The organism is Polaribacter sp. (genome assembly GCF_051251875.1).
Classification (GTDB): domain Bacteria; phylum Bacteroidota; class Bacteroidia; order Flavobacteriales; family Flavobacteriaceae; genus Polaribacter.
Map to the genome: position 1 here is coordinate 1 of NZ_JBPOGL010000064.1, position 5094 is coordinate 5094.

Consider the following 5094-nt stretch of genomic DNA (forward strand, 5'->3'; position numbering starts at 1 on the left):
TTTACCTAAAAAACCTTCTATAAAAATACCCAATATGTTACCGAGTATTGCGATTGATTAGCTCGAACTCACGTTAATTTACTAAATGCTGTAAAACCAATTAACATTTTATCTGATGGTGGAAGTGAAAATAAAGGAGAACTTTTATCTTGGATAAACAATATTCAAGCACCACCAGTAGTTACTAAAATAACAGCACAAACCAAAGACTTCCCTTTTTCTAATTCGATGTCAGAGAGTACCCATAGTATTTATAAAACTGAATTTGTTAACGGAAAATATTCTCTCAATGAAAAATCCCATCTCAAAGATTTAGAACGTTTTGTTGACTATTATAATCATCATAGATATCCAACTGACTTATTCGGATTAACTCCTTTTGAAGTCGTAAACGGTAAAATCCCTGATAAAAATCACTTTAAAGAGAAAATACAAGAAGCTAGAAAAAATAGAATTCTCGTAAACCAACAATTCAATGATTGTAAAATTACTCTTGGGTGTAATTCTTAAAATTAGAGTGATATAGTCATAATCCTAAAATCTTTTTAACGAGCAAAACGAATTTTCGTAAAATTCTAAAAATAAAAAAAGGGTATCCGTTTTTTGAATATCCTTTTGCATTATTATTTTTAGTAAAATTTCTGATCCTTTATTATTACTGGTAATTCCAATGTTGGAACCTTTTTGTCGTGGTTTAAAATAGGGAGTGCCCGGAAATTACTTTACTCTATAACATTTTTATCAATTACATTATTTACGAGCGTTTTAGGTATTTTTGCAGGGTTTCAAAAATTTATTGTAACCTCAAATGAATATTTGAGCGGAGGAACAACCTTAATCTTCTTTATGTTTTCTATGGGATATATGTATTTCAACACTAAATTTGCTGAACAGGCTTTCTGATTATTTTCTCAACAAACTAAAATGTCCACTTCTTGTTCTTGAAACATTTTTTTTATCTAATAAATTTACATAAAACCAGTAATCATTAGACTGAAGAATTTTTCCGTTATAAGTGCCATCCCAGCCAATATCATCAATGGTAAATTGATACATCAAATTTCCATATCTATTAAAAACTTTAATAGTACCGCTCTGGTAAAAGTTTTTGCTAAGTCCATTTATTTGCCAAACATCATTTCTACTATCTCCATTTGGAGTAAAGAATTTAGGAAAACTTAACAGAGAAACTTCAAAAGGAATACTTCCGCAACCATTTCTATCATTTACCTCTATTGTATAAACACCTCCATCTAAATTATCGAAAAATGGGTCGTCTTGATAATCTCTTATAATATTAGCATCGAAATCTAACAAACGAAATTGATAATCTCCTTTTCCTAAATCAGCTGTATTTATTGTAATGCTATTATTTGCTGAATCATCTACAACTTCTATATCATTAATATTTATTGTTGAGATGGAAGATTCATTAATAATAATCTCTTGTTCTTCTGAAGTACAACCATAAATTGAAGTTGCAACTACCGTATAAACACCGCCTTTTTTAACCGTTGCTGTTGGTAAAATACTTATAATCGTATTGTTTTCATCTGTCCAAATATACGTATTGTTATTTTCATTTGGATTTTCTATTTCTACATCTAATTCAGGTGTATTTGTCATACAAATAATGTCTTCATTAATTAGATCAAATGTTGGTTTCTCCCTAACAATAAAATCTACGGTCGTTTCCTCATAACAGACATCGTAAATTGGGTTTTCTAAACGAATTCTTATGGTTTGAGTTGAAGTAGAAAAAGGATTGGGCAATGGACTTGGCAATGCCACGTTATTCTCATCAAAATATTTTACAATTAAGCCTGTTTGACCTCCTAAAACAGTTGTTTCTATACTAGAGGTATCAAAACCAATAATACCATCTGTATCATCATCACATTCTTCTTGTGGAGGCACAACATTTGCAATTGGTACAGAATTTACTACAAAATCAAGGGTAGTTTCATCAAAGCATTGTCCGTCTGAATCTTGAGAGTTTGTATTTGTAATTCTTGCTGTAATGGTTTGAGAAGTGGTAGAAAACGGATTTGGCAATGGACTTGAAAGTTCAATTCCATTTGCATCAAAATAACGAACAGCAACATTGGTTTGCGAGCCAATAATTGTGCTTTGAATAGTTGATGTATCAAAAGAATACAAGCCATCTCTATCATTATCACATTCTGGGTCAATTGTTACCGAATTTGCCACAGGAACTGTTTCTACATTTAAGGTAATATGATGCCCTAAACCTAAACAATCATTGTCTAACTCGCTATCTACTCTTATGTAAATGTGTTGTTGATTTGGATAACCAATATTTTCATAATTAGAAATATCTATAATTTCGTTTGCTTCTGCTAAAGCATCTGCTTCATTTCTATAATATTTGATAATTAATTGCTGACTTGCAGGAAACAAATCTTTTACATCGTCTGTTACAGAGCTAAAATCAAAAGTAGCAATGCCATCTGTACTATCTGTTCCATCATCACACTCATAAAAAGACTTTAAGAAAGTGTTAGGTATTTCTGTGGTAGAAACAATTAAATTTACCTCACTAACTCTAAAACAAGTATTGTTATTTTCTACTCTTGCCCAAACTGTATCAGTAGTTACAACTTCATTTGTATAATTTGTTGGATTTGGTATAGGGCTTATATTATTTTCTGCAAGACTTTTTTCTTCAAAAAAAGTAATGGTATAGACATCTGGATTTGTAACTATTTTAGACTTAGCTTCGTTTATATTAAAAGCACTAAATCCATTAATATCAGAATTATCACATTGTTTTAATGAAACGGGAGAATTAATCACTGGTAATTCAAAGACTTCTATTAGAAATGATGTTTTTGCAAAACAAGTAGCATTTGCTTTGTTTTCTACTTTAGCATAAATTCTTTGTGTAACATTTAAATTTTCATAATTAGTTTCGTTTGTTATTGGTTGGGTTAAATCTTCATCTAAAAAATATGAAACAAAAAAACTAGTAGCAGATTGTCCGTTTAATATGGCTGTTTCTCTGTCTGTTAAATTGAATATTCTTTTTCCGTCAGTATCATTTCCTACAGAAGTGTTATCGCAAAAAGAAAGGTTTGGAATTGTTGTACTTAATGCTGGAGTTGGAGATTCGAAAACTTGTATTTTAAATTGGGTGATGGCTTCACAATCTGAATTCTCTTTATTCCGAACTCGAGCAATAATAGTTTGTTCTTGGTAGGCTGTTGTGTTTTGATAATTGGCGTAATCTGGTATTTTAGTATCACTTGTATAATCTAACATACTTGCAAAATAATCTACTTCAAATTCTGATGAAAGTTGTCCGTTTAAAATGGTATTGGTTTGCAGAGTTAGATTAAAATTGTGGAAACCGTCATTATTTGCATCACAAGGTAATAAGTCTAAAGTTTTAGTTGCGGTTGGTGATTTGTAAATAAATACTTCTGTACTAGTAGTACTAGTTTCCGTACCTAAAGTGGCAGTTGTAGTAATGGTGTACAAACCAGGTGCTGAAAAAATGTGACTTACACTTGCACCTAGAGCTGTGTTATGTGTTCCTGAGGCTAGTTCTCCAAAATTCCAAGTAACAGAATCTACTGTATTGTTGAGTATAAACTCGGTTGTATCTCCAAAACAAGTATTGGTAAATGTTACATCATCTATTCTAAAGTAAGATTGAATAAAAGGTGGTAAACCTAATTCGCTATTCCTTCCATCTAAAAATAGCCCTTTTAGTATATAATTACAATCTACACCTAAAACTTCGGGGTTATTTATAACATCTAAATATTTTTCTTCACGTCTTGCAATATAAATTTTACCGTCAGGTCCCATTTGCATAGTGCCATAAAGGTCAACACTTGCAAATATATCTATTAATATCGTTTTCGAATTTATAATATCTACCAAAGTGCCAGCATTTACATTATATTGATATACACCATTTTCTACCTCATTTATATATAATATACCGCTATTAGCTGAAAACTCTGCACCATAAATGGCATCAAAAGTACTATCAGAAACAAAAAATAATCTTTCATTGGTTATTTGGCCATTTGAAGCATTAAAATCAAACAGTTCCGCTCCATACTCTCTTGATGTTACTACCATTTTTTTTCCGTTTGGAGAGAACTTAATAACACCTTGATTAGTTTGCTGATTTTCTATATTTTTTCCTACAGCACTAATTATAGGTGTAGAAGAAACCCCTGTTGCTGACACCAAAAATGCCATAAACCTATTACTTAATTGTTCGTGTGCAACTACCCAATAATCTACACCATTACTATGTTGTATAGCAGCCAATTTTTCTTCTGCATGTGGAATTAGGTTTATATTCTTACTACCTGTAATATCGCCCAAACCACTGTCTAAACTCATATCTACTTCACTATAATTTATTCCATTACCAATTGGAAAAGTTGCAGGTAAAAGTTCGTCAGCAGTAAAAATATAATAGATATTTGTGGTGTTTGGCTTAGGAACAATTATAGCAGATTGCGTGCTTGAAGAATCTCCAAATAAACCATTACCATTAGGCATTCTATTATGATTTCTATTATATACAGTTACACCATCTGTATAAAACAACAAATTACCATCTATATCTGATATAGTTGCACAACCTTCTTCTGTGTTTATGTTTCCGTTAGTTAGAGCTACTGGCGCACCAGTACTAAAATCTAAACCAGCTTTATCTCCAAAATACCAGTAATTTGCTTCTTTTTGAGAAAAGAGATAGTTAGAGTACAGCAGTAAAAAAATAAGAAAAAATTTGTAAATTTTCATTTAGCAATTTATACGCAAATATAATAAAACATTTACTTCTTTTAAATGTATGTAATTATAAAAACTAATTTAACCTATTGAAGGTTTATTAGTGAATCAAAAGTAGTTTCTTTTGTTAAAACTACTCTCAAAAACCTGTATCATCTATTCTAAAATAACGTGAGTTCGATGTAAGAAATTTTAATTAAACCTATAAAAAAAGCAGAATATTTAGTATATTAAAGTGCTGAATTCTAATATATTAACAAATATCCTGCTTATGATTTCTGATAGTAAAATTATAGAAATTTTCTGTTCTTTAGA

The 5094-nt window shown here is 30.5% G+C and carries 2 protein-coding genes; one reads left to right on the top strand and one right to left on the bottom strand.

Annotated features, from left to right (window positions below; all coding sequences use genetic code 11):
* Positions 1 to 228 precede the first annotated feature (228 nt).
* Positions 229 to 510 (top strand): IS3 family transposase, encoded by a 282-nt coding sequence (locus ACSHW5_RS16550; RefSeq protein WP_435677253.1) that lies wholly within the window; start codon positions 229 to 231, stop codon positions 508 to 510.
* A gap of 393 nt (positions 511 to 903) precedes the next feature.
* Here ACSHW5_RS16550 and ACSHW5_RS16555 read toward each other — a convergent pair whose 3' ends face one another.
* The gene (locus ACSHW5_RS16555) at positions 904 to 4791 is read right to left on the bottom strand and encodes a T9SS type B sorting domain-containing protein (protein WP_435677254.1); all 3888 of its coding nucleotides are present in this window, start codon (positions 4789 to 4791) and stop codon (positions 904 to 906) included.
* Between the last annotated feature and the right edge of the window lie 303 nt (positions 4792 to 5094).

Excerpts from the sequence above, each read along its gene's own strand:
- ACSHW5_RS16550 (WP_435677253.1), top strand. The coding sequence starts at position 229 with ATGTCAGAGAGTACCCATAGTATTTATAAAACTGAATTTGTTAACGGA.
- ACSHW5_RS16555 (WP_435677254.1), bottom strand. The coding sequence starts at position 4,791 with ATGAAAATTTACAAATTTTTTCTTATTTTTTTACTGCTGTACTCTAAC.